21 protein-coding genes are annotated in these 23,490 nt (G+C 69.7%); 9 read left to right on the top strand and 12 right to left on the bottom strand.

Features of this window, described 5'->3' with window-relative positions:
* Positions 1-2 precede the first annotated feature (2 nt).
* Together BX604_RS10775 and mdlC are read right to left on the bottom strand one after the other, a co-directional pair.
* On the bottom strand, positions 3-1,454 hold the full coding sequence (locus BX604_RS10775; protein ID WP_098550795.1) for an aldehyde dehydrogenase: 1,452 nt from the start codon (positions 1,452-1,454) through the stop codon (positions 3-5).
* A 29-nt stretch (positions 1,455-1,483) separates the two neighbouring features.
* Positions 1,484-3,091: a benzoylformate decarboxylase gene (gene mdlC / locus BX604_RS10770; protein WP_098550794.1), complete on the bottom strand. Its 1,608-nt coding sequence runs from the start codon at positions 3,089-3,091 to the stop codon at positions 1,484-1,486.
* Between the two features lie 99 nt (positions 3,092-3,190).
* On the opposite strand from mdlC, the gene BX604_RS10765 reads away from it, so the two are divergent.
* The 4 genes from BX604_RS10765 (at position 3,191) to BX604_RS10750 (ending at position 8,386) form a co-directional block, all read left to right on the top strand.
* Positions 3,191-4,105, top strand: a complete 915-nt coding sequence (locus BX604_RS10765) for a LysR family transcriptional regulator (RefSeq protein ID WP_098550793.1) — start codon at positions 3,191-3,193, stop codon at positions 4,103-4,105.
* Between the two features lie 201 nt (positions 4,106-4,306).
* Positions 4,307-5,701 carry a D-arabinitol 4-dehydrogenase gene (gene dalD, locus BX604_RS10760; RefSeq protein WP_098550792.1) on the top strand — a complete coding sequence of 465 codons (1,395 nt, stop codon included), beginning with the start codon at positions 4,307-4,309 and terminating at the stop codon, positions 5,699-5,701.
* A 122-nt stretch (positions 5,702-5,823) separates the two neighbouring features.
* Positions 5,824-7,305, top strand: coding sequence for a xylulokinase (gene xylB / locus BX604_RS10755; RefSeq protein WP_098550791.1), 1,482 nt, complete (start codon positions 5,824-5,826; stop codon positions 7,303-7,305).
* Between the two features lie 124 nt (positions 7,306-7,429).
* Positions 7,430-8,386: a sugar-binding transcriptional regulator gene (locus BX604_RS10750; RefSeq protein ID WP_098550790.1), complete on the top strand. Its 957-nt coding sequence runs from the start codon at positions 7,430-7,432 to the stop codon at positions 8,384-8,386.
* A 13-nt stretch (positions 8,387-8,399) separates the two neighbouring features.
* Here BX604_RS10750 and BX604_RS10745 read toward each other — a convergent pair whose 3' ends face one another.
* Positions 8,400-9,626, bottom strand: a complete 1,227-nt coding sequence (locus tag BX604_RS10745; protein WP_179894793.1) for an MFS transporter — start codon at positions 9,624-9,626, stop codon at positions 8,400-8,402.
* A gap of 163 nt (positions 9,627-9,789) precedes the next feature.
* Here BX604_RS10745 and BX604_RS10740 point away from each other — a divergent pair, with 163 nt between their 5' ends.
* Positions 9,790-10,674, top strand: coding sequence for a LysR family transcriptional regulator (locus BX604_RS10740; RefSeq protein ID WP_098550788.1), 885 nt, complete (start codon positions 9,790-9,792; stop codon positions 10,672-10,674).
* Between the two features lie 19 nt (positions 10,675-10,693).
* Here the strand turns inward: BX604_RS10740 and BX604_RS10735 are convergent, their stop codons facing one another.
* The 8 genes from BX604_RS10735 to BX604_RS10700 form a co-directional block, all read right to left on the bottom strand.
* The gene (locus BX604_RS10735) at positions 10,694-11,803 is read right to left on the bottom strand and encodes an ABC transporter ATP-binding protein (RefSeq protein WP_098550787.1); all 1,110 of its coding nucleotides are present in this window, start codon (positions 11,801-11,803) and stop codon (positions 10,694-10,696) included.
* A gap of 55 nt (positions 11,804-11,858) precedes the next feature.
* Positions 11,859-12,572: an HAD family hydrolase gene (locus BX604_RS10730; protein ID WP_098550786.1), complete on the bottom strand. Its 714-nt coding sequence runs from the start codon at positions 12,570-12,572 to the stop codon at positions 11,859-11,861.
* A complete protein-coding gene (locus BX604_RS10725) occupies positions 12,569-13,420 on the bottom strand; it encodes a carbohydrate ABC transporter permease (RefSeq protein WP_098550785.1) in 852 nt (283 codons plus the stop codon). The genes BX604_RS10730 and BX604_RS10725 overlap by 4 nt, the downstream gene beginning before the upstream one ends.
* A complete protein-coding gene (locus BX604_RS10720) occupies positions 13,417-14,364 on the bottom strand; it encodes a carbohydrate ABC transporter permease (protein WP_098550784.1) in 948 nt (315 codons plus the stop codon). The genes BX604_RS10725 and BX604_RS10720 overlap by 4 nt, the downstream gene beginning before the upstream one ends.
* 102 nt (positions 14,365-14,466) lie before the next feature.
* Positions 14,467-15,792, bottom strand: a complete 1,326-nt coding sequence (locus BX604_RS10715; RefSeq protein ID WP_098550783.1) for an ABC transporter substrate-binding protein — start codon at positions 15,790-15,792, stop codon at positions 14,467-14,469.
* 60 nt (positions 15,793-15,852) lie between these two features.
* Positions 15,853-17,196 carry a D-tagatose-bisphosphate aldolase, class II, non-catalytic subunit gene (locus tag BX604_RS10710; protein WP_098550782.1) on the bottom strand — a complete coding sequence of 448 codons (1,344 nt, stop codon included), beginning with the start codon at positions 17,194-17,196 and terminating at the stop codon, positions 15,853-15,855.
* Positions 17,184-18,140: a sugar kinase gene (locus BX604_RS10705; protein WP_098552818.1), complete on the bottom strand. Its 957-nt coding sequence runs from the start codon at positions 18,138-18,140 to the stop codon at positions 17,184-17,186. Before BX604_RS10705 ends, BX604_RS10710 begins: the two co-directional genes overlap by 13 nt.
* A gap of 50 nt (positions 18,141-18,190) precedes the next feature.
* Entirely contained in the window at positions 18,191-18,967 is a 777-nt protein-coding gene (locus BX604_RS10700; protein WP_098550781.1) for an L-iditol 2-dehydrogenase, read from the bottom strand.
* 329 nt (positions 18,968-19,296) lie between these two features.
* On the opposite strand from BX604_RS10700, the gene BX604_RS10695 reads away from it, so the two are divergent.
* Genes BX604_RS10695 through BX604_RS10680 form a run of 4 tightly spaced genes read left to right on the top strand, consistent with a single transcriptional unit; the run spans position 19,297 to position 22,403 of the window.
* Positions 19,297-19,758 carry a Fur family transcriptional regulator gene (locus BX604_RS10695; RefSeq protein WP_096502480.1) on the top strand — a complete coding sequence of 154 codons (462 nt, stop codon included), beginning with the start codon at positions 19,297-19,299 and terminating at the stop codon, positions 19,756-19,758.
* Positions 19,759-19,809: 51 nt separating this feature from the next.
* The gene (locus tag BX604_RS10690) at positions 19,810-20,724 is read left to right on the top strand and encodes a metal ABC transporter solute-binding protein, Zn/Mn family (protein WP_098550780.1); all 915 of its coding nucleotides are present in this window, start codon (positions 19,810-19,812) and stop codon (positions 20,722-20,724) included.
* 13 nt (positions 20,725-20,737) lie between these two features.
* A complete protein-coding gene (locus BX604_RS10685; RefSeq protein WP_098550779.1) occupies positions 20,738-21,628 on the top strand; it encodes an ABC transporter ATP-binding protein in 891 nt (296 codons plus the stop codon).
* The gene (locus BX604_RS10680; RefSeq protein WP_098552817.1) at positions 21,621-22,403 is read left to right on the top strand and encodes a metal ABC transporter permease; all 783 of its coding nucleotides are present in this window, start codon (positions 21,621-21,623) and stop codon (positions 22,401-22,403) included. Before BX604_RS10685 ends, BX604_RS10680 begins: the two co-directional genes overlap by 8 nt.
* Positions 22,404-22,497: 94 nt before the next feature.
* Here BX604_RS10680 and fghA read toward each other — a convergent pair whose 3' ends face one another.
* On the bottom strand, positions 22,498-23,346 hold the full coding sequence (fghA, locus tag BX604_RS10675; RefSeq protein ID WP_098550778.1) for an S-formylglutathione hydrolase: 849 nt from the start codon (positions 23,344-23,346) through the stop codon (positions 22,498-22,500).
* Between the last annotated feature and the right edge of the window lie 144 nt (positions 23,347-23,490).

The raw sequence follows: 23,490 nt of genomic DNA, 5'->3' as shown, positions 1-23,490 counted from the left end.
TCTCAGAACGGATAGTGACGCGGCGCGGTCTGCACGGTGATCCAGCGCAGGTCCGTGAACGCGGCGATGCCGGCCTTGCCGCCGAAATGGCCGAAGCCGCTGTCCTTCACGCCGCCGAACGGCATCTGCGCCTCGTCGTGCACGGTCGGGCCGTTCACGTGGCAGATGCCCGCTTCGATGCGCGCCGCGACGCGCATCGCGCGCGCGACGTCGCGGCTGAATACGGCCGACGACAACCCGAACGCGTTGTCGTTCGCGCAGCGGATCGCCGCCTCTTCGCCGTCGACGCGCACGATGCCCTTCACCGGCCCGAACGATTCCTCCGCATAGATCCGCATCGCGGGCGTCACGCGATCGATGAGCGTCGCCGGGAACAGCGTGCTGTCGGACTTGCCGCCGCACGCGAGCGTCGCGCCATGCGCGAGCGCATCGTCGATCAGCGCGTTGCAGCGCTCGACGGCCTTCATGTCGATCAGCGAGCCGAGCACGACGGGCCCGTGGCGCGGATCGCCGAGCGGCAGCGAAGCCGCCTTGTCGGCGAGCTTCGCGACGAACGCATCGGCGATCGCCGCATCGACGACGAGCCGTTCGGTCGACATGCAGATCTGCCCGGAATTCGCGAACGCGCCGAAGGCGGCCGCAGCCACCGCCGCGTCGAGATCGGCATCGTCGAGCACGACGAACGGCGCCTTGCCGCCGAGCTCGAGCACCGACGGTTTCAGATGGCGCGCACACGCTTCGGCGACGATCCGCCCGACCCGCGTCGACCCGGTGAAGTTCACGCGGCGCACGGCCGGATGTGCGATCAATGCGTCGACGACGGCACCCGCATCGTCGGGCGAGTTCGTCACGAAGTTCACGACACCCGGCGGCAAGCCGGCCTCCTGCAGCGCCTCGACGATCAGCCCGTGCGTGACCGGACACAGTTCCGAGCCCTTCAGCACGACCGTGTTGCCGCATGCGAGCGGCAGCGCGAGCGCGCGCGTCGCGAGGATCACCGGCGCATTCCACGGCGCGATGCCGAGCACGACGCCGGCCGGCTGCCGCACGCCCATCGCGAGCGAGCCGGGCACGTCGGACGGAATCAGCTCTCCGCCGATCTGCGTGGTCAGCGACGCGGCCTCGACGAGGCCGCTCGCGGCAAGCTGCACGTTGAAACCGGCCCACAGCGCCGACGCGCCGGTTTCGGCCGCCATCGCGGCGACGAACTGGTCGTGCTTCGCTTCGAGTGCGGCGGCGGCCTTGAGCAGCAGCGCGCGGCGCGCGCCGGGGCCGAGGGCCGCCCAGCCGGGAAACGCGTGAGCCGCTGCGTCGGCCGCCGCGCGTGCATCGTTGATCGTGCACGCGGGTGCGGTCGACGCAATTTCGCCGTCGAGCGGGTTGCGGCGCACGAATGTCGCGCCGCTGGACGAATCGCGGCGTACGCCGCCGATCAGCATCGATACGGTTTGCATGGAGTCTCCGAAACGACGCGCGCTGCGCGTCAGGCCACTTCGATTTCGACGACGACGGGCGCGGTGGCGCGCAGCGCGTCGGTCAACGTGTCGTGCAGGCGCGCGGCATCGGCGACGCGGGTGCCATGGCAGCCCATCCCCTGCGCCAGCGCGACGAAATTCAGGTCGGGCAGATCGGTGCCCTGCACCGGATCGTCGGGGCCGAAGCCGAACACCGGCGCGAAATCCTGCAGCGCCGCATAGCGACGATTGTTCAGGATCACGAACGTGATCGGCAACTTCAGCTGCGCGGCGCTCCACAACGCCTGGATCGAATACAGGCTCGACCCGTCGCCGATCAGCGCGATCACGCGCTGCCCCGGCCGCGCGAGCGCGACGCCGACCGCGGCCGGCATCCCGTAGCCGAGGCCGCCGCTGTCCATCGTGTAGAACGTGCCGCTGCGCGTGAACGGCAGATGGTCCTGCATCACGGGCCGCGCGCTAGGCGCCTCCTCGACGACGATGTCGTGCGCGTCGCGCACGTCGGCGAGCGTCTGCAGCGCGAACGCCACGGACATCCGTTCGCCGGCGGGCGGCACGGCGACGCGCGGGCGCGGCGGACGCGGCGCCGGCATCGGCCGCTCCGGCGGCACCGGTCGCGCCAGCAGGTCGCGCGCCGCGAGCCGCAGGTTGCCGACCACCGCATCGCCCGACGGCGTCCACGCGGCGATGCCGGGATCGTCGACGAGCTGCACGAGCACGGCGCCCGGCGGCACGTGCGGGCCGAACCCTTCGATGTGATAGGTGAACGCGGGCGCGCCGAACGCGAACACGAGGTCGTGCCCGTCGAGCCGCGCGACGATCTTCTCGCGGATCGCGGGCAGGAAGCCGGCGAACAGCGGATGGTCCTCGGGAAAACTGCAGCGTCCCGACATCGGCGCGACGTACACGCGCGCACGGTGCCGCTCGGCGAGCCGCACGACGTCGTCCCACGCGCCGGCGCGATCGACGGCCGCGCCGACCACCAGCGCGGGACGCCGCGCGGCATCGAGCGCGTCGCCGAGCCGCGCGAGCGCGTCGGGATCGGGCCGCACGACGCTGCTCACGTCACGGCGCGGCAGCAGTTCGGCGGGCTGGTCCCAGTCGTCGACCGGGATCGACACGAACACCGGCCCGCGCGGCTCCTGCATCGCGATCCGGTACGCGCGCGCGATCGCCGCCGGCACGTCCTGCGCCCGGGCGGGCTCGATGCTCCATTTCACGTACGGCTTCGGCAGCTCGGCGGCCTGCGTCGCGCCGAGGAACGGATCGAACGGCAGGATCGCGCGCGCCTGCTGGCCCGCGGTGACGATCAGCGGCGTGCGGTTCTTGAACGCGGTGAACAGGTTGCCCATCGCGTTGCCGACGCCGGCCGCCGAGTGCAGGTTCACGACGGCCGCATTGCCGGTGGCCTGCGCATGGCCGTCCGCCATGCCGACCACGACGGCCTCCTGCAGGCCGAGCACGTAGCTGAAATCGGCGGGGAAATCGCGGAACATCGGCAGCTCGGTCGAGCCGGGATTGCCGAACACGCGGTCGATGCCGAACTGGCGGAACAGGTCGATGACGGCGTCACGGACGGTGATCGGTGCGGCGGAATGGGACGGGGTGCCGGACATGCTCGGGCGTCTCCTCGGTGGCTTGGCGGTTTCCACAGTATCGAAGCGCGAGTCATTCTCGGATACTGTATTTTCTGCAAAAAGCCATTACGATTCGGCATGACTTTCGATCTCCGACAATTGCGGGCCTTCACGACCATCGTCGCGTGCGGCAGCCTCGGCCGCGCGGCCGACGCGCTGCACGTCACGCAGCCGGCGCTGAGCCGGATCCTGAAGCGGCTCGAGGAGCAGGTCGGCGCGCCGCTGTTCGAGCGCCACTCGAAAGGCGTGCAGCTCACCGCGTTCGGCGACGCGCTGCTGCCGCACGCGACGCTGCTGCAGCACGAGGCCGAGCATGCGCGCGAGGAGCTCAACGCGATGCGCGGCTTCGCGAAGGGCACGATCAAGGTCGGCGCGGTGGGCAGCATCGCGAGCCTCGTGCTGCCGGTCGCGGTCGGCCGCGTGCTCGATCGCTGGCCGAATCTGCGCGTCGAGATCCTCGAAGGCGTGTGGGACCGGCTCGCGGAAGGGCTGCACAAGCACGAGATCGATCTCGCGCTGTCCGCGCACGGGCCCGACACCGACGAGATCGTCGCGATTCCCGAGTGCCGCTGGGAAGATCGCAGCCATATCGTTGCGGCGCCGCACCATCCGCTGCGCGCGCTCGGCCGCGCGCCGACGCTCGCCGATACGCTGCACGCGCGCTGGGCGATTCCGCCGCGCGGCACCGCACCGTTCGATCACATGCGCGCGACCTTCGACGCGCACGGGCTGGCGCTGCCCGATATCGCGGTCGAGACGCGTTCGGTCACGACGTTGAAGAGCCTCGTCGCGCATGCGGGCTTCCTGAGCTGGATGGCCGAGCCGATGTACGGCGCCGAACGGCGCGCCGGCACGATCGACACGCTGCCCGTGCGCGAAGTCGTCGCGGTGCGCACGCTCACCGCATTCCGCCGCCGCCACGGCATTCTGCCCGGCCCGGCCGGCAAGCTGCTCGACGAACTCGTCGCATTGACGCGCGCCGACGGGCGCTGACGCCCACCCCGCTGCTGCCGCGCGGCGTCCGCGAATCGCCGGCCGCCGCAGCGCACCATCGAAATGCCACGCTGTTGCCTTGACTTTCGCTTGCCCGAATACGATCATTCGCTCACATGAAGAGCAAATGATCGTATTCGTCAGCATGGATCGCGGCGGCAGCCAGGCCGAGCGCGATCCGCTCGCGACAGGAGACACCTGATGACCGAATCGCCCTCCGCCCGCACGCCCGTGCTGCTGCACATCGGTGCCGGCTCGTTCCACCGCGCGCACCAGGCGTGGTATCTGCACCGCGTGAACGCGGCCGTGCCGGCCGACGAACGCTGGTCGCTGAGCGTCGGCAACATCCGCGACGACATGCACGCGACGATGGATGCGCTCGCCGCGCAACACGGCGCGTACACGCTGGAAACCGTCACGCCGCAAGGCGAGCGCGCGTACGAGACGGTCCGCGCGATCTCGCGCGTGCTGCCGTGGTCGATCGACCTCGCCGCGCTGATCGACGCCGGCGCCGACCCGGCGTGCCGGATCGTGTCGTTCACCGTCACCGAAGGCGGCTACTACCTCGACGAACACAACCGGCTCGATCTCGCGAACGCGGATCTCGCGGCCGACCTGCAGGGCGCGCGCACGACGCTGTACGGCGCGCTCGCGGCGCTGCTCGCCGAACGCGTGAAGCGCGACGCGGGGCCGCTCACGCTGCAAAGCTGCGACAACCTGCGCAACAACGGCGCGCGCTTTCGCGCGGGCATGCGCGAATTCCTCGAACGGCGCGGCCAGACCGACCTGCTCGCGTGGTTCGACGCCCATGTCGCGACACCGAGCGCGATGGTCGACCGCATCACGCCGCGCCCGACCGACGACGTGCGCGAACGCGTGCGCGCGGCGACCGGCATCGACGATGCGTGCCCGGTGATGGGCGAATCGTTCATCCAGTGGGTGATCGAGGACCGCTTCGCGGCCGGCCGGCCGCGCTGGGAGCTGGCCGGCGCGGAACTAGTCGACGACGTGCATCCGTACGAGGAAGCGAAGATCCGCATCCTCAACGCGACGCACAGCTGCATCGCATGGGCCGGCACGCTCGCGGGCTACACGTATATCCACGAAGGCACGCACGACGCGGCGATCCGCCGCTTCGCGCACGACTACGTGACGCAGGACGTGATCCCGTGCCTCACCCCGAGCCCGCTCGACCTCGAACGCTATCGCGACGTCGTGCTCGAACGCTTCGGCAACCCGTACGTGCTCGACACGAACCAGCGCGTCGCGGCCGACGGTTTCTCGAAGATTCCCGGCTTCATCGCGCCGACGCTCGTCGAATCGTTCGCGCGCGGCGCGGCGCCGGTCGCCACCGCCGTATTGCCGGCGCTGTTCCTGCGCTTTCTCGAACGCCGGGCGCGCGGCCTCTTGCCGTATGCCTACCAGGACGGCGTGATGGACGAAGGCGCGGCGCGCACGATCGTCGAGGCCGACGACCCGGTCGTCGCGCTGTGCGCGAGCCGCGCGCTGTGGGGCTCGCTCGCCGGCAACGCCGCGCTGTTCGAAGCGCTGCGCGCGGGGCTCGCACGCGTGGACGCATGGCTCGCGCCGCGCTGACGCGGCCCGCCGCCCGGCCGCAGGCCGCCGGCAAGCGGCCGCGCATCCGGGCGAACCTGCGTTGGCAGGCGCGCATGCGTACGGCTAAAGTAGCGGCTCCTCACTGACGGAACGGATCGCTCATGTATCTCGGCATCGACCTCGGCACCTCGGAAGTGAAGGTGCTGCTGCTGGCCCCGGACGGCACCGTGGTCGGCACCGCGGGCACGCCGTTCAGCGTGTCGCGGCCGCACCCGCGGTGGGCTGAACAGCATCCGGACGACTGGTGGCAAGGCACGCTCGCCGCGCTCGCGGCGCTGCGCGAACGGCACCGCCAGGCGTTCGCGCAGGTGCGCGGGATCGGCCTGTCGGGCCAGATGCACGGCGCGGTGCTGCTCGGCCGGGACGACCGCGTATTGCGCCCGGCGATCCTGTGGAACGACATGCGCAGCGCCGACGAATGCGCACTGCTCACCGAACGCGCACCCGATCTGCACGCGCTGGCCGGCAATCTCGCGATGCCCGGCTTCACCGCGCCGAAGCTGCTGTGGGTCGCGAAGCACGAACCCGGCGTGTTCGCCGCCACCGCGTGCGTGCTGATGCCGAAGGATTACCTGCGCTTCCGGCTCACGGGCGCCAAGGTATCCGATCCGTCCGACGCGGCCGGCACGCTGTGGCTCGACGTCGCGCGCCGCGACTGGTCCGACGCGCTGCTCGCCGCCTGCGACATGACGCGTGACCAGATGCCGCGCATCGTCGAAGGCAACGCGCCGTCCGGCACGCTGCGCGCGGATGTCGCGCGCGAACTCGGGCTGCCGGAGGGCGTCGTGGTGGCCGGCGGCGGCGGCGACAACGCGACGAGCGCGCTCGGCATCGGCGCGATCCACGCTGGCGACGGCTTCGTGTCGCTCGGCACGTCGGGCGTGCTGAGCGTGGTCGGCGACCGCTTCATGCCGAATTCGGCGTCGGCCGTGCATGCGTTCTGTCACGCGATTCCCGATCGCTGGCAATTGATGAGCGTCGTGCTGTCGGCCGCGAGCTGCCTGCGCTGGGTCTGCAAGCTGACCGGCACCGACGAGCCCGCGCTGCTCGCCGAAATCGAAGCGCTCGACGCGGACACGCTCGCGACGGCGCCGCTGTTCCTGCCCTACCTGTCGGGCGAGCGCACGCCGCACAACGATCCGTACGCGCAGGGTGTGTTCTTCGGGATGACGCATGCGACCGAACGCGCGCATCTCGGCTACGCGGTACTCGAAGGCGTGACGCTCGGCCTCGCCGACGGCCTCGATGCGCTGCATGCGGCCGGCGTCGAAACCGACCGGCTGTCGCTGATCGGCGGCGGCGCACGCAGCGCGTTCTGGGCGCAACTGATCGCCGATGCGCTGAACGTGCGCACGCGCCAGCACGGCGGCGGTGAAACGGGCGCGGCGCTCGGCGCGGCGCGCCTGGGCTGGCTCGCCGTCGGCGGCGATCCGCATGCGGTGCTGACCAAGCCGCCGGTGCGCGCCGAATACGCGCCCGACGCCGCGCGTCATGCGCTGCTGCGCGAGCGCCTCGACGCGTTCCGCTCGCTGTACCGTCACGTGCGCCCGCTTTACGAACCATCGCGCGCACGGCTCGCGTAAGCGCCGCCGCGGCGACGCGCCGCGCCCGTCGGCCGCGCACCCGGCATGCGTTACAGTGGATGCCGTTGCGCCGCCTGACGGCCGGCCCGCGGGGGCGCCCCCAGATCCGAACCGAACCGCTATCGTGTCCAAGTCCTCAGAAAAACTCGATCTCGCCACACGTGCCGCGTGGCTCTACTACGTCGCGGGCGACACGCAGAACGAAATCGCCGAGAAGCTGCAGGTGTCGCGCCCGGTCGCGCAGCGCCTCGTCGCGTTCGCGGTCGAGAAGAATTTGATCCGCGTGCGCGTCGACCACCAGCTCGCCGACTGTCTCGACCTCGGCGCGCAGCTGTCGAAACGCTACGGCCTCGCGATGTGCGAAGTCGTGCCGGTCGATGCCGACGCGCCCGACGCGATCGACCGCAAGCTCGCGGTCGCCGGCGCGCAGGTGATGGAGCGCTACCTGAACGAAACGCGGCCGATGGTGATCGCCGTGAGCAGCGGCCGGACGCTGAAGGCGGCCGTCGCGCAGATCGCGCAGATCGACCGGCCGCAGCACCGCCTCGTGTCGATGGTCGGCGCGATCGCGGCCGACGGCTCGTCGAACCGCTACGACGTCGCGCAGTACATCTCCGAGAAAACCGGCAGCAAGCACTTCCTGCTGCCCGCGCCGCTGTTCGCCGACAGCGCCGCCGAGCGCGCGCAATGGTGCAATCACCGGCTGTACCGGATCGTCGATGCGCTGTCGGGCAAGGCCGACGTCGCGTTCGTCGGGGTCGGCAACATCGGCCCGCACTGCCCGCTCTACGAAGACGGCTTCATCACCGAGCAGGAACGCGACGAGATGACCGCGCTCGGCGCGGTGGCCGAACTGCTCGGCGTGCCGATCGATGCGCAGGGCAAGCGGATCGACGTCTCGACGAGCGGGCGCGTGACGAGCGTCGCGCTCGCCACGCCGCCGAAGCTGCCGACGATCGCGTTCGCCGGCGGCCCGAAGAAACACGACGCGGTGATTGCCGCGCTACGCGGCGGCTGGCTGTCGGGGCTCGTCACCGACGAAACCTGCGCGCGCGCCGCACTCGCCGCGAAGGCGGCCTGACGCCGCCGCAGGCTCACACGGCAGCCGCAGCCGCCGCGCGCGGCGCCGGGAACGCATGCCGGCGCGCACGCCACGCGACGGCCCACGCGGCCGCCAGCAGCGCGACGAGCACCCACGGAATCGCGCCGGCGCCCGTTGCGCCGAGCAGCATCCCGCCCGCGATGCCGCCGCCCGCGACCGCGAGATTCCACACCGTCACGAGCATCGACTGCGCGACATCGGCCGACTCCCCGGCCGCGTTCGCGGTGGCCGTCTGGAACAGCGTCGGCGCACCGCCGAACGCGAGCCCCCACAGCACCACGCCCGCATAGACGATCGTCATCCCGGAGCCGGCGCCGAGTATCGCCGCCGCGAGCGCGAACAACGCGATGCTCGCAAGCGTCAGGCGCCGCTGCGCCGCACCGATCCAGGCGCCCGTCAGCGCGATGCCGACCAGCGACGCGATGCCGAACACGAGCAGCACCACATCGACCTGCGCGCCCATCCGCATGCCCGCGAGGAACGGCGCGACGTACGTGTACAGCATGTTGTGCGCGAGCACGTACGCGAACATCACCGTCAGCACCGGCCGCACGCCAGGCAGCGTCATCACGCCGAACACCGGTTCGCGCGCGCCGGCAGGCTGCCCCGGATAATCGGGCACGCGCAGACGGATCCAGCCGATCAGCGCGAGCGCCGCGAGCGTGATGCCCGCGAACGCAACGCGCCACCCGAACGCTGCGCCGAGCGACGTGCCGCCCGGAATGCCGATCGACATCGCGACCGGCGCGCCGAGCATCGCGACCGCGATCGCGCGGCCGCGCAGCGACGCATCGACCATCCGGCTCGCGTAACCGGCCAGCAGCGCCCACAGCAGCCCGGCCGCCATCCCGGCGACGAAACGCGCGACGAGCGTGAGCGCGTAGTACGGCGACACGGCCGTGACCGCGTTCGACACGACGAAGCCCGCCAGCGCCGCGAGCAGCAGGCCGCGCCGGCGCATCGCGCGTGTCGCGGCGACGAGCGGAATCGCCGCGACGATCGAGCCGAGCGCATACACGGTCACGAGCTGGCCGATCAGCGCCTCGGTCACATGCAGGTCGATGCTCATCAGCGGCAGCAAGCCGGCCGGCAATGCTTCGGTGAGGATCGTGATGAAGCCGGCCGTCGCGAGCGCCAGCAGGTTCGCGACCGGCAGGCGTTCTGCCGCCTGCGCCGGCCGGCCGGCAACACGGCCGTCCATCGACGGGCAATCGCTCATGATGCGCTCCCGGCTTCGACGCGACGAGCGATGACAGGCAGGAATGACATGGTGCGACCTCGAACAGTGAAGGAACGCCCATCGTAGGGAGCCGGCGCGAGAAGAAAAACCGGGGTAGAGTTCCGGACAATCCGGACGCCGGTGTCCGCAATCGGAAACTCGCATGGAAAACCTCGGCGGCTTCGTCGTGTTCGTTCAGGTCGCGGAAACGCGCAGTTTCGTCGCGGCGGGCCGCGCGCTCGGGCTGTCGGCGTCCGCGATCGGCAAGCGCATCGCGCGGCTCGAGGCGCGCCTGAACGTGCGGCTCTTTCACCGCAGCACGCGCAGCATCACGCTGACGGCCGAAGGCGAACGCTTTCTCGAACGGTGCCGGCGCGTGATCGCCGAGATCGACGCGGCCGAACAGGAACTGACGCACAGCGCCGAAGCGCCGCGCGGGCGCTTGCGCGTGAGCCTGCCGACGATCGGCACGCTGCTGTTGCCGGTGCTCGCCGACTTCATGGCCGGGTATCCGGAGATCGAGCTCGACATCGACTTCAACGACCGGATCGTCGACGTGGTCGACGAAGGCTTCGACGTGGTGCTGCGCACCGGCCGGCCGACCGATTCGCGGCTGTCGTCGCGACTGCTCGGCCATTTCCGGCAACACCTCGTCGCGTCGCCCGACTACCTCGAGCGGCACGGCACGCCGCGCACGCCGGCCGATCTCGCGCAGCACCGCTGCCTGCACTTCCGCTTCCCGAGCAGCGGCAAGCTCGAGATCTGGCCGTTGCGCGCGCCGCGCGCCGGCACGCCGCCGGAGGTGCCGGTCTCGATGGTCAGCAACACCGCGGAAACACGCGTGTGCTTCGCGCTGCGCGGGCTCGGCATCGCGTGCCTGCCCGAGTTCTTCGTGCGCGACGCGCTCGCCGACGGCACGCTGCACGCGGTGCTCGACGAACACGTCGCGAGCCGCACGCCGGTCTACGTGCTGTGGCCGTCGGGCCGCCATCCGACGCCGAAGCTGCGCGCGTTCGTCGACCACATGGCCGAACACCTGCGCCTCTGAGCGGCGCAGGCGCCGCCCGTCACGCGGCCTTCGCGTGTACGTCGAGCCGCCGGAACGCTTGCCCGTTCTCGTCGAACAGGTGGCAGTGCCCGGCCTGCGCATGCACGTGCAGCGCCTCGCCGGTGCGGTACGTGTCGAGCGGCGGAATTCGCGCGATCAGCCCGTCCGGTGCGACGGCCGACTCCGCGTACAGATACGCGGCATCGCCGAGCGATTCGACGGCCATCGTCCGCGCAGCGACGCCGGTCGCCGCCTGCCCCACGATCAAATGCTCGGGCCGTACGCCAACCGTCACCGTTGCGCCGCGCTGCAACCCCACCGCATCGACCGCGACGTGCTGCGTCTCGCCGCTGCCGAAGCGCACCAGCACGCCCGTCGCATCGGCCGATTCGACCGTGCCCTTCAGGAAATTCATCTTCGGCGAGCCGATGAAGCCCGCGACGAACTGGTTCGCCGGCGCGTGATACAGCACGTTGGGCGTGCCGACCTGCTGCACCGCACCGTTCGACAGCACGACGATCTTGTCGGCGAGCGTCATCGCCTCGACCTGATCGTGCGTCACGTAGATCATCGTCGTCTTCAGCTCGTCGTGCAGCCGCGCGAACTCCAGCCGCATCTTCACGCGCAGCGCGGCGTCAAGGTTCGACAGCGGCTCGTCGAACAGGAACACCTTCGGCTTGCGCGTGATCGCGCGGCCGATCGCGACGCGCTGCCGCTGGCCGCCCGACAGCTGCTTCGGCTTGCGGTCGAGCAGGTGGTCGATATGCAGGATCTTCGCGGCCTGCTTCACGGCCTGGTCGATCTCGGGCTTCTTCGCGCCCGCGAGCTTGAGGCCGAACGCCATGTTGTCGTACAGCGTCATGTGCGGGTACAGCGCATACGACTGGAACACCATCGCGATGCCGCGCTTCGCGCTCGGCACGTCGTTGACCTTCGCGCCGTCGATCAGCAGGTCGCCGCTCGAGATGTCCTCGAGCCCGGCGATCATCCGCATCAGCGTGGATTTGCCGCAGCCGCTCGGCCCGACGAACACGACGAATTCACCGTCGGCGATGTCGAGGTTCACGTTGCGCAGCACTTCGGTGTCGTCGTAGCGCTTCGCGATGTTGCGCAGGAGCACGCTTGCCATGGTCTGTCTCCGTTCGTTCGTGATGCGCCGCCTTGCCGGCAGCGCTTGATCGTTGCTAGTTCGGCAGCACCGCGCCCGTCGCCTGCCAGCGCGCGACGTAGCCGGGCAGCTCGTGCATGTCGTCGAATACGTGACGCGCGCCGATGCTGCGCAACGCGTCGATTTGCGCCGCCGAGGCGTGCCCGCCGCCGACGAAGCCGAGCACGGTCATGCCGGCCGCGGCCGCCGCGGTGATGCCGGTCACGCTGTCCTCGACGACGAGGCAGTGCGCGGGCACGACGCCGAGCGCGTGCGCGGCCGCGAGATACACGTCGGGCGCCGGTTTCGGCCGCGCAACGGAATCCGCGCAGAACAGCCGGTCTCCGAAGAAGCGTGCGAGGTCGGTGCGTGCCAGCGCCGCCTCGACGTATGCGCGGTAGCTGTTGCTCGCGCAGGCGGTCGTCAGCTTGATCGCGGCGAGCGCCGCGTCGATGCCGTCGACCATCGGCGCGTTGACGGCCGCCGCCTCGACCGCGCGGCGAATCGCATCGACGTCGTCGGCCGACAGCGTGCGCCCGACCGCTTCGCCCGCGCCGGCCAGCACGCGCTCGATACGCAGCCCGAGCAGCGGCATCACCGCCGGTCGCGCATCGACACCCGGCCAGCGCGCATCGAGCTCGCGCACGATCACGTCGGCGGCCACGGCCTCGCTGTCGATCAGCACGCCGTCGCAATCGCAGATCAGCACGTTCGTCCCTTCGCTTGCGCCGCCTTTGCCGGCCGCGCTCATTTGACCGCTCCGAACGTGAGGCCGCGCACGAGCTGCTTCTGCGACAGCCAGCCGACGATCAGGATCGGCGCGACCGCGAGCAGGGAAGCTGCGGACAGCTTCGCCCAGAACAGGCCCTCGGGGCTCGAGTACGACGCGATGAACACGGTCAGCGGCGCGGCGTTCGAGCTCGACAGGTTGATGCTCCAGAACGCCTCGTTCCACGACAGGATCACGAGCAGCAGCGCGGTGGACGCGAGCCCCGGCAGCGCCATCGGCATCAGCAGGTAGACGATCTCCTGCCAGGTCGACGCGCCGTCGATGCGCCCGGCTTCGAGGATGTCCTTCGGGATCTCGTTGAAGTACGTGAAGGTCATCCACACCGCGATCGGCAGGTTGATCAGCGTGTAGACGATCACGAGGCCCGACACGGTATCGAGCAGCCCCGCGTTCTTCCACAGCAGGTAGATCGGCACCAGCACGCCCACCGACGGCATCATCTTGGTCGACAGCATCCACAGCAGCACCTTCTGCGTGCGCTGGTTCGGGAAGAACGCCATCGAGTAGGCAGCCGGCACCGCGAGCAGCAGCGAGAGCACCGTGACGCCCGCCGAGATCAGCACCGAATTCCACGCGAACGCGAAGTAGTTGCTGCGTGCGAACACCTCGCGGAAGCTGTCGAGCGTCGGCACGAAGAACAGCGTCGACGCATACGCCTGCTGCTCGGTCTTGAACGCGGTGATCGCCATCCAGAAGATCGGGAAGAACAGCAGCAGCGCGATGAGCCACGCGAGCGCGCCGGGCAGCGCGCGCCGCACGAGGTCGAACGCAGCCGGCACGCGCCGGCCTTCGAAAGTGAGGTCGCTCATTTCTCGTACTCTCCCTTCAGGTTGCGTGCGAGCATCCGCACGAGGAAGAACGACACGACGTTCGCGACCACGACGGCGATGATCCCGCCCGCGGACGCGAGGCCGACGTCGAACTGCTGCAGGCCGAGCGCATAGATCAGGTACGACAGGTTGGTGGTCGCGTCGCCCGGGCCGCCGCCCGTCGTCGTGTAGATCTCCGCGAAGATCGACAGCAGGAAGATGGTCTCCATCATCACGACCACGGCGATCGCGCGCTTCAGGTGCGGCAGCGTGATGTAGAAGAACATCGCGATCGGGCCGGCACCGTCGATGCGCGCGGCTTCCTTCTGCTCCTGGTCGAGCGACTGGATCGCGGTGAACAGGATCAGGAACGCGAACGGCAGCCACTGCCACGCGACGATCATGATCACGGCGGTGAGCGGATAGGTGGCGAACCAGTCGATCGGGGTCATCCCGAGCGCGCGCATCGCGGTCGCGACGAGCCCGTACACAGGATGCAGGATCATGTTCTTCCAGATCAGCGCGGCAACCGTCGGCATCACGAAGAACGGCGCGATCGCGAGCAATCGCGCGACGCCCTGCCCGTAGAACTTGCGGTCGAACAGCACGGCCATCAGCACGCCGCCGACCACCGTGATCGCGAGCACCGCGCCGATCAGCACGAGCGTGTGCCAGATCGCGGGCAGGAACGACGGATCGGTCGCGAGGAAGCGGTAGTTGTCGAGCCCGGCGAAGCCCTTTTCGTCCGGGTTCAGCAGGTTGTAGCGCGAGAACGAATACCAGATCGTCATCGCGAGCGGAATCGACATCCACAGCAGCAGCACCGCGACGGACGGCGAGACGAGCCAGCGCGTACCGCTGCGCGCGCGGCGCGGGGCGCCCGGCGGCGACGTCGCGTCGCCGACCGACGGCGCGTGGCTCAGGGGAAGACGTAAATGACGCATGATCGGAGTCCCTCCGGTTGAGGCGCGGGGGCGAACGGCCTGCCCGCCCTTCTGCTGGCGCGACACGCACCGTGCGCAACGACGCGCACGGTGCAGGCCGCGTTACTTCTTGTAGCCGGCCTGGCGCACCGCGCGGTCCGCGGCGGCCTGTCCGGCGGCGAGCGCCTGGTCGACCGTCATCTGGCCGGCCACCGCACCGGCGATCGCCTGGCCGACCACCGTGCCGAACGACTGGAATTCAGGAATCCCGACGTACTGCACGCCCGTGTACGGCACCTTCTTCAGCGACGGATCGTTCGGATCGGCCGTCTCGATCGCCTTCAGCACGAAGTCCGAGAACGGCGCGGCGGCCTTGTACTCGGGGCGCTGGTAGGTCGACGTACGCGTGCCCGGCGGCACCGACGCCCAGCCTTCGTCCTTGCCGACCATCTCGACGTACTGCTTGGAGGTCGCCCACGCGATGAACTTGCGCGCGGCGTCCTGCTGCTTCGACGTCTTCGGCACGGCCAGCGCCCACGCCCACAGCCAATGCGAACCCTTCGGCGTGACGGCGACCGGCGCGGCCGCGAAACCGATCTTGTCGGCGACCTGCGACTGCTGTTTGTTATAGAGCATCCCGGCCGCGACCGTCGCGTCGATCCACATCGCGCACTTGCCCGAGGCGGTCAGCGTCAGGTTCTCGTTGAAGCCGTTCGAGCTCGCTCCCGGCGGGCCGTCTTTCCTCAGCAGATTCACGTAGAACGTGATCGCCTTCTTCCATTCGGGCGACGTGAGCTGCGCATTCCAGTTCTCGTCGAACCAGCGCCCGCCGAACGTGTTCACGACCGTCGACACGTACGCCATGTTCTCGCCCCAGCCGGCCTTGCCGCGCAGGCAGATCCCGTAGGTCCCCTTCGCCTTGTCGGTGAGCTTGTCCGCGAATTCGGCGATCTGGTCGTAGGTCGGCTGGTCGGGCATCTTCAGCCCCTTCGCCGCGAACAGGTCCTTCCGGTAGAACGTCATCGAGCTTTCGACGTAGAACGGCAGCGCGTAGAGCTGGCCGTTGTACGACAGGCTGTCGCGCGCGGTCTTCACGATGTCGTTCAGGTCGTAATCGGCGGGCAGCCCCGTCATCGGCGCGAGCCAGCCGCGCTTGCCCCACTGCGGCGTCTCGTAGGTGCCGATCGCCATCACGTCGAACTGGCCGCTGCCGGTCGTGATGTCGGTGGTCGCGCGCTGACGCAGCACGTTCTCCTCGAGGATCACCCAGTTCAGCTTGATGTCGGGGTTCGCCTTCTCGAACGCCGGCGACAGCTTCTTCAGCTCGATCATGTCGGGGTTGTTCAGCGTCGCGATCGTCAGCGTGCCGGCGGATGCGGCGCAGGCGGCCGTCGCGAACGCGGCTCCGGCGAAGCAGCGTACGGCGGCGTCGAGCATCTTTCGTTGCATGGCATGTCTCCTGTGATTATTCGAACTGCGTCGTTGTTGCGTCGTTTCGTTCGCGGCCCGTCACGCCGGCCGCTGCATTCCGCACGCGCGCGCATAGTGCGCGATCACGTCGCGTATCCGGTGGCGCACCCAGGCGCGCGGCGCTTTCGCAAGATCGCCCGCGCGGCACGCCGCGTACACGTCCGGCAGCCACTGCGCGACGAGCGTTTCGGGCACCGGTTGCCGCGCGAGGTTGTCGAACAACTGCTCGACCGCCGCCGCGACGGCCGGCTGCAGCCAGTAGTAACGGATCCGGTCGCTGTAGCTGAACTGGCGCGCGAGCCGCTGCGCGGTCTCGTCGCCGCGGTAGTACGGCGCCCAGTGCTCGGGCTGCGCGCGCATCGCCGCATCGACCACGTCGCGCAGCCGCGAACGCTGCGCGGCGTCGTCGATCAGCGCGTCCTCGATGAAGGTCAGCGCGAACAGCGCCTCGCGCAGCGCGAAGGTCAGTGCGGGGCCGACCTTCAGCACCGCGAAGTGGTCGCGCACGAGCGCGGCGAGCGCGCCTTCGGTCTGGTAGTCGGTCGAATGCGCTTCGAACACGAGGCGCGGCGTGCGCAGGATGCTTGCGCCGAGCGATGCGGCCTTCGCGCTGTCGTAGTCGAGCACGTGGCGATCGTCGAAGTCGACACCCGGCTGCGCGACGATCGCGACCACGCGCGTCCATGCGTCGTCGAGCCCCGCCGCCGCGAAGGCGCTGCGGTGCGCGTCGAGCGTCGCGGCGATGCTGTCGCTGCGCGTGACCACGATGTGCGTCATCGCAGCGTCGCCCGCCACTTCGCCGCCCGGCGTCGGCACCTCGGTACCGATCACGTAGACGGGAGCGGTGCCGGCGCGCGCGGCCGCCGCTTCCGCCACGCGGCACAGCTCGGCCGCGCGCGCGGCGATCGTGCGATCGTCGAGCCGCGCGGGATCGTCCGCGCAGGCCATGCTCGCATCGAGGTGAATCTTCTCGAAACCGGCTTCGACGTAGGCCGCGACCATCGCGGCCGCTTCGCGCATCGCGTCGGCCGCGCGGCGGTGCCGCCACGGGTTCGGCCCCAGATGATCGCCGCCGAGCACGAGCGCCGACGGCGCGAGCCCGCAGCGCTGCGCGATCGCGTCGACGTCGCGCCGGAAATCGGCGGGCGTCATGCCCGTATAGCCGCCAAGATGATTCACCTGGTTGCAGGTCGCCTCGATCAGCAGCGGCGAGCCGTCCGCGCGCGCGGCTTCGCATGCGGCTTCCAGCACGAGCCGGTGCGCGCTGCAGATCGAATAGATGCCGCGCTGCGCATCCGCGCGGTTCGCGTCGAAGATCATCCGCAGCACGGCGTCGGCATGCGCGGTGCGCGCGCGCTCGGCGGTGGAGGTCAGGCCGGACATGCGATACCTCGTTCGGTCAGGAAACGGTCGATCTCGGCGGCGCCGCTGTTGCCCTCCATCGGGCCGCGCCGCGTGACCGCGATCGCGCCGGCCGCATTCGCCCGGCGCAATGCCACGTCGATCGGCAGGCCGGCGACGAGACTCGCGACCAGCGTGCCGCCGAAGCAGTCGCCGGCGCCGGTCGGGTCGAGCTCGTCGACCGCGCAGGCCGGCGCCTCGACGCGGCTCGCGCGATCGAACGCGACGCTACCGGCCGCGCCGCGCTTGAGCACGACGCGCTCGAGCAACGGATGCGTCGCGAGCAGGCCCGCGATCGCGCGTTCGGCCGGCTGCGGCCCGCAGAAGAACGGCAGGTCGGCCTCGCTCGGCAGGAACAGGTGGCACGCGGCGAGCATCGCGTCGAGCGCCGCGCGCATCGGGCGGAAGCTCAGCATCTCGGGCCGCACGTTCGGATCGAACGACACCTTCGCGCCGACGCGCGCCGCCTCGAACACGCCGCGCTGCACCGCCGCGATCGCCGATTCGCTCGTCAGCGACGAGCCCATCACGTGGAAGTAGCGGCAGCCGTCGAACATCGCGGCATCGACGTCGGATGCATCGACACAAGCGGCCGCGCTGGTGGACAGCGTAAACACGAAGCTGCGCGACCCGTCGTCGCGATACGCGACGAACGCGGTGCCGGTCGGGCGGGCAACGCGGCGGATGCGCGCGACGTCGACGCCATCGCGTTCGAGCCGCGCGACGATCGCGTCGCCGAACGCATCGCGACCGACGCAGCCCGCGTACGCGACGCGCGCGCCGAGCCGCGCGGCCTGATCGGCGAAGATCGCCGGCGCGCCGCTCGGGAACGGCCCGGCGAACAGGCCCGGCGTGTCGAAGCCCTGGCCGCGCTCGGCGGCGACGAATTCGGCCAGCAGTTCGCCGGCGACGACGATCTCGGCCATCATGCGTGCCCTCGTGGTTCGGCGGTTGCGCGTGCGAGCGGCGCCATGTCTCAGCTCATCCAGTTGCCGCCGTCGACGTTCAGCGTCTGGGCGGTGATGTAGTCGGCGTCGGCCGACGCGAGGAACAGCGCGGCACCCGTCAGGTCGCCCGGCACGCCCATGCGGCCGAGCGGCACGGCTTCGCCGACGAGCCGCTTCTTCTCGCCGAGCGGCCGGTTCTCGTAGCGTGCGAACAGCGCATCGACCTGCTCCCACATCGGCGTGTCGACCACGCCCGGCGCAATGCCGTTCACGTTGATCCGGTGCGGCGCGAGCGCGAGCGCGGCCGACTGCGTGTAACTGATCACCGCGGCCTTGGTCGCGCAGTAGTGCGAAACGAGTGCCTCGCCACGACGCCCTGCCTGCGACGACATGTTGACGATCTTGCCGCCGCGTCCCTGCTCGACCATCCGCTGCGCGACGGCCTGCATCAAAAAGAACAGCCCCTTCACGTTGACCGAGAACAGCCGGTCGAACACGTCCCACGATTCGTCGAGGAGCGGGCGCATGTCGAACAGCGCCGCGTTGTTGAACAGGATGTCGACGCCGCCGAAGCGCTCGACGGTCGTGGTGACGATCCGTTCGATGTCGTCGCGGCGCGTGACGTCGGCGGTAACCGCCACCGCGCGGCCGGGATTCGCTTCGATCAGCCGCGCGAGCGACCCGCTCGGCGGCTTCACGTCGACCAGCACGCAGCGCGCGCCCTCGTCCAGATAGCGTTGCGCGACCGCTTCGCCGATACCGCTTGCCGCGCCCGTCAGGATCGCGACCTTGTTGTCCAGTCTCACTGGTTGTCTCCGGTTCGTTCTGCTGCACGAAGGTCGCGAGGTGAGCGAACGCTCGCTGACCGATCAATTGCTCTGTTGGTGATCGAATGATCGGATACGCGATTCGTGCTGTCAAGGCGACACGGCGGCTTTCGATGATGCGCTGCGGCACGGTGGCATCGGCCGCAGGTCGGGGACCCGCACCCGGCAAGGCGCGGCGCGCTGGGTGCGGCGCGGCTGAAGTGACGATGAAGGGGACGGAGCGCAGGGGGAACCGAGAATTCGGGCTGCACGGGGATGAGATACGTTATATCATCGCCATACTTCGTTTCATTCGCGTGCTTCACGCCATGGCTACCTCATCGTCCATTGACGCCCGGCTGTCCCGGGCCGACGCATTCGCCGCCGAGCACGGGCTCGCGTGGACGCCGCTGCGCCGGCAGGTCTACGAACGCGTGCTCGCCGCGCAGCGCCCGATCGGCGCATACGACCTGCTCGCCGAGCTCGAACCGCAACGCGGCCGCGTGCCGCCCACGACCGTCTATCGCGCGCTGGATTTCCTCGTCGAACACGGCTTCATCCACCGGATCGAATCCAGGAACGCGTTCTTCGCATGCTGCGAGATCGGCGTGCCGCATGAAGGCCAGTTCCTGATCTGCGATTCGTGCGGCGATACCGTCGAGATCCCGGGCAGCGACCTCGCGAAGCAGTTGTCCGCGAGCGAGCCCGCGCACGGTTTCGAAGTCCACCATCAGGTGGTCGAGCTCAACGGCCTGTGCGGACACTGCAAGGGCAAGCCCGCGCAGCGCTGACGCCGCGCGTCGCACGGCGCCGTGCCGGCGCCCTTTCCAACGAGGAGTTCCATGTCCATTGCCCTGAAGCGCGCGCCGCGGCGCGCCCTGTCGCTTGCACGCCTGTTCGCCGCCACGGCCGCCGCGCTGTCGTTCGCGGCGCCCGGTTTCGCGCAGGCCGCGACCGTCAACGTCGTCGCCGCGGAGAATTTCTATGGCGACGTCGCGTCGCAGATCGGCGGCCGCCACGTCGCCGTGACCAGCATCCTCAGCAATCCCGACCAGGATCCGCACCTGTTCGAAGCGAGCCCGAAAACCGCGCGCGCGCTGCAGCACGCGCAGGTCGTGATCTACAACGGCGCCGACTACGATCCGTGGATGGGCAAGCTGCTGTCCGCATCGAAGCAGGCTGGGCGCGCGACGATCGTCGTCGCCGATCTGGTCGGCAAGAAGCCGGGCGACAACCCGCACCTGTGGTACGACCCGGCGACGATGCCGGCGGCCGCACGCGCGATCGCGACCGAACTCGGTCGCGCCGACCCCGCGAACAAGGCCGAGTACGATGCGAACCTGCAGAAGTTCGTCGCGTCGCTGAAGCCCGTCGACGACAAGGTCGCCGCGCTGCGCGCGCAGTACAAGGGCGTGCCGGTGACGGCCACCGAACCCGTGTTCGGCTACATGTCGGATGCGATCGGCCTCGACATGCGCAACCAGCGCTTCCAGCTCGCGACGATGAACGACACCGAAGCCAGCGCGCAGGACGTCGCCGCGTTCGAGACCGACCTGCGCAAAAAGCAGGTGCGCGTGCTGATCTACAACAGCCAGGCCGAAGAACCGATGACCAAGCGGATGCTGAAGATCGCGCGTGACGCCGGCGTGCCGAGCTTCAGCGTCACCGAGACGCAGCCGGCCGGCAAGACCTTCCAGCAATGGATGGCCGGCCAGCTCGACGCACTCGCCACCGCGCTTGCCGCCGGCAAGAAATAACCCCTGCAACGACATGACCGCCACTCCCCACGCACTCGCCGTCGATCGCGTCACGCTCGAACTGGGCGGACGCACGATCCTGCGCGACGTCAGCTTCTCGATCGAACCCGGCGAATTCGTCGGCGTGCTCGGACCGAACGGCGCGGGCAAGACGACGCTGATGCGCGCGGTGCTCGGCCTCGTCCCCGTGTCGAGCGGCACGCTGTCGGTCGGCGGCGTGCCGGTCGTGCGCGGCAACGCGTCGATCGGCTACATGCCGCAGATCCGCAGCGGCCTCGCGAATCGCCGGATGCGCGGCTACGACTTCGTCGCGATGGCCGCCGACGGCCACCGCTGGGGGCTGCCGCACACGAATGCCGCGACGCGGCGCGACGTCGACCGCGTGCTCGACCTCGTCGGCGGCCCGACGCTCGCGCGCCGGCCGCTGTCGGAACTGTCGGGCGGCGAGCGCCAGCGCCTGCTGCTCGCGCAATGCCTGCTCGGCAGCCCGAAGCTGCTGCTGCTCGACGAACCGCTGATCAGCCTCGACCCGAACCATCAGCGCGGCGTCGTCGAACTCGTGCGCAACGTGCAGCGCGAGCTCGGCATCACCGTGCTGTTCTCCGCGCACGAGCTGAATCCGCTCCTGAACGCGCTCGACCGCGTGCTGTATCTGGGTAACGGCGTCGCCGCGCTCGGCACCGTCGACGAGGTGATCACCCGGCCCGTGCTGTCGCGGCTCTACGGCTCGCCGATCGACGTGATGCGCGTGAACGGCAAGATCTTCGTGATGTCGGGCGACGTCGAAATCGAAAAGCACGATCACGAACACGAGGACGACGACGGTCACTCGCACGGCGGTGGCGGCGGCCACGGCCATCACCACCACGGACACGCTCATCCCGGGCAATCGCACGATGTTTGAATACGACTTCATGATCAACGCGTTCGCCGCGTCGGGGATCGTCGCGGTGCTCGCGGGCATCGTCGGCTACTTCCTGGTGCTGCGCGGACAAACCTTCGCCGGCCATGCGCTGTCGCACGTCGGCTTCACCGGCGCGACGGGCGCGGTGCTGCTCGGCATCTCGCCGATCTGGGGGATGGTCGGCTTCACGCTCGCGGCCGGGATCGGGATGGGTGCGCTCGGCGAACGGCTCGCGGGCCGCGACGTCGCGATCGGCGTGATTCTGTCGGGCGCGCTCGGCTTCGGGCTGCTGTTCCTGCACTTCTACACGTCGTTCGCGACGCAGGTCACCGCACTGCTGTTCGGCAACGTGCTCGCGGTCAGCCACGACACGCTCGCAGTGCTGGCCGGCATCGGCGCGGTGAGCCTCGTCGCGCTCGCGCTGATCGCGCGGCCGCTGCTGTTCGCGTCGCTGCAGCCCGAGCTGGCCGAAGCCAAGGGCGTGTCGCTGCGCACGGTGTCGGTGCTGTTCCTCGCGGTGTGCGCGCTCGCCGTGGCCGCGGCGACGCAGATCGTCGGTGTGCTGCTGGTGTTCACGCTGCTGGTCGGGCCGGCCGCGGCCGCGCAGAACGTGGCGACGCGGCTGTCGACGGGCGTGCTGCTCGCCGCGCTGTTCGCCCTGTTCGAAGCGTGGGTCGGGATTGCGCTCGCGTATCACACCGACTGGCCGACAAGCTTCTGGATCACCGCGTTGTCGGCGCTGGTGTACGGCGCGAGTCTGTTGCGGCGCCACTGATCGTCCCGCCGTCTAGCGGCGAAAACGAAAACGCCGGCATGCCCGAAGGCAGCGCCGGCGTTTTTTCATGCGCGCGCGATGCAGCGCGCCGCGCTCACCGTGCCAGCACGCGCGCGTGATGCGCGAGGTGATCGGCGATGAACGTCGAGATGAAGTAGTACCCGTGGTCGTAGCCCGGATGGCGGCGCAGCGTCAGCGGCTGCCCGGCCTTCGCGCATGCGGCTTCGAACACGTCGGGGTTCAGCTGGTTCGGGAGAAACTGGTCGGCGAGGCCCTGGTCGACGAGGATGCCGTCCGCGAACTTCGGTGCCTCCGCGCGCGCGACGAGTTCGCTTGCATCGTGCTGCTTCCACGCCTCACGGTCCGCGCCGAGATAACCGGAGAACGCCTTTTCGCCCCACGGGCAGCGCGTCGGCGCGGCGATCGGCGCGAACGCCGACACCGACCGGTACAGGCCCGGGTGACGCAGCGCGAGCGTCAGTGCGCCATGCCCGCCCATCGAGTGACCGAAGATCCCGAGCCGCGCGCCGTCGATCGGCAGTTCGGCCGCGACGAGCTCGCGCAGCTCGCCCGTCACGTACGACTCCATCCGGTAATGCGTCGACCACGGCGCTTGCGTCGCATCGACGTAGAAGCCCGCGCCGACGCCGAAATCCCACGCATCGGTCTCGCCCGCCACGCCCGCACCGCGCGGGCTCGTATCGGGCATCACGAGCGCGATGCCGTGCTGCGCCGCGTATTGCTGCGCGCCGCCCTTGATCGCGAACGTCTCTTCGGTGCACGTGAGCCCCGCGAGATAGAACAACGCCGGCACGCGGCCGTGCGCGGCCTGCGGCGGCAGGTACACCGAGAACTTCATCGGCAGGCCGATCGCCTTCGAATCGTGGCGATAGAAGCGTTGCTCGCCACCGTGGCAAGCATGCGAAGAAACGAGTTCGAGCATGGGGTTTCCCTTCCGTTCAATACAGCACGATCGAGCGAAGCGATTCGCTCTCGTTCATCAGGTCGCGGCCGTCGTCGATCTTCCCGAGCGGCAGCGCGTGTGTCATCCGATCATCGACTTGCATCGGTGTCTGCGTCTGTGTCG

The sequence above is a fragment of the Burkholderia sp. JKS000303 genome (assembly GCF_002563755.1).
GTDB classification, from domain to species: Bacteria; Pseudomonadota; Gammaproteobacteria; order Burkholderiales; family Burkholderiaceae; genus Burkholderia; species Burkholderia anthina_B.
The sequence above is the reverse complement of the archived record's forward strand: the minus strand, read 5'-3'. Positions and strand labels throughout refer to the sequence as shown.

Coding starts and splice junctions, on each gene's coding strand:
- BX604_RS10775 (WP_098550795.1), bottom strand. CDS start 1,454: ATGCAAACCGTATCGATGCTGATCGGCGGCGTACGCCGCGATTCGTCC.
- mdlC (WP_098550794.1), bottom strand. CDS start 3,091: ATGTCCGGCACCCCGTCCCATTCCGCCGCACCGATCACCGTCCGTGAC.
- BX604_RS10765 (WP_098550793.1), top strand. CDS start 3,191: ATGACTTTCGATCTCCGACAATTGCGGGCCTTCACGACCATCGTCGCG.
- dalD (WP_098550792.1), top strand. CDS start 4,307: ATGACCGAATCGCCCTCCGCCCGCACGCCCGTGCTGCTGCACATCGGT.
- xylB (WP_098550791.1), top strand. CDS start 5,824: ATGTATCTCGGCATCGACCTCGGCACCTCGGAAGTGAAGGTGCTGCTG.
- BX604_RS10745 (WP_179894793.1), bottom strand. CDS start 9,626: ATGAGCGATTGCCCGTCGATGGACGGCCGTGTTGCCGGCCGGCCGGCG.
- BX604_RS10740 (WP_098550788.1), top strand. CDS start 9,790: ATGGAAAACCTCGGCGGCTTCGTCGTGTTCGTTCAGGTCGCGGAAACG.
- BX604_RS10735 (WP_098550787.1), bottom strand. CDS start 11,803: ATGGCAAGCGTGCTCCTGCGCAACATCGCGAAGCGCTACGACGACACC.
- BX604_RS10730 (WP_098550786.1), bottom strand. CDS start 12,572: ATGAGCGCGGCCGGCAAAGGCGGCGCAAGCGAAGGGACGAACGTGCTG.
- BX604_RS10725 (WP_098550785.1), bottom strand. CDS start 13,420: ATGAGCGACCTCACTTTCGAAGGCCGGCGCGTGCCGGCTGCGTTCGAC.
- BX604_RS10720 (WP_098550784.1), bottom strand. CDS start 14,364: ATGCGTCATTTACGTCTTCCCCTGAGCCACGCGCCGTCGGTCGGCGAC.
- BX604_RS10715 (WP_098550783.1), bottom strand. CDS start 15,792: ATGCAACGAAAGATGCTCGACGCCGCCGTACGCTGCTTCGCCGGAGCC.
- BX604_RS10710 (WP_098550782.1), bottom strand. CDS start 17,196: ATGTCCGGCCTGACCTCCACCGCCGAGCGCGCGCGCACCGCGCATGCC.
- BX604_RS10705 (WP_098552818.1), bottom strand. CDS start 18,140: ATGGCCGAGATCGTCGTCGCCGGCGAACTGCTGGCCGAATTCGTCGCC.
- BX604_RS10695 (WP_096502480.1), top strand. CDS start 19,297: ATGGCTACCTCATCGTCCATTGACGCCCGGCTGTCCCGGGCCGACGCA.
- BX604_RS10690 (WP_098550780.1), top strand. CDS start 19,810: ATGTCCATTGCCCTGAAGCGCGCGCCGCGGCGCGCCCTGTCGCTTGCA.
- BX604_RS10685 (WP_098550779.1), top strand. CDS start 20,738: ATGACCGCCACTCCCCACGCACTCGCCGTCGATCGCGTCACGCTCGAA.
- BX604_RS10680 (WP_098552817.1), top strand. CDS start 21,621: ATGTTTGAATACGACTTCATGATCAACGCGTTCGCCGCGTCGGGGATC.
- fghA (WP_098550778.1), bottom strand. CDS start 23,346: ATGCTCGAACTCGTTTCTTCGCATGCTTGCCACGGTGGCGAGCAACGC.